Annotated in this window: 1 rRNA gene; it reads right to left on the bottom strand. The window is 51.0% G+C overall.

Annotated elements, in window-relative coordinates:
- A 16S ribosomal RNA gene (locus FVP33_RS19030) occupies window positions 1-208 on the bottom strand; the annotation flags it as partial.

Raw genomic sequence — 208 nt, 5'->3', positions numbered from 1 at the left:
CACATCAGACTTAAGAAACCGCTTGCGCTCGCTTTACGCCCAATAAATCCGGACAACACTTGCCACCTACGTCTTACCGCGTCTGCTGGCACGTAGTTAGCCGGAGCTTATTCAAAGAGTACCGTCATTATCGTCCTCTTCAACAGGAGTTTACAATCCGAAAACCTTCTTCCTCCACGCGGCGTTGCTGCATCAGGGTTTCCCCCAT

Origin of the sequence: Lacisediminihabitans profunda, from assembly GCF_008040105.1 — a bacterium.
Lineage (GTDB): Bacteria > Actinomycetota > Actinomycetes > Actinomycetales > Microbacteriaceae > Lacisediminihabitans > Lacisediminihabitans profunda.
This window is presented reverse-complemented; position numbering and strand designations above follow the sequence as displayed.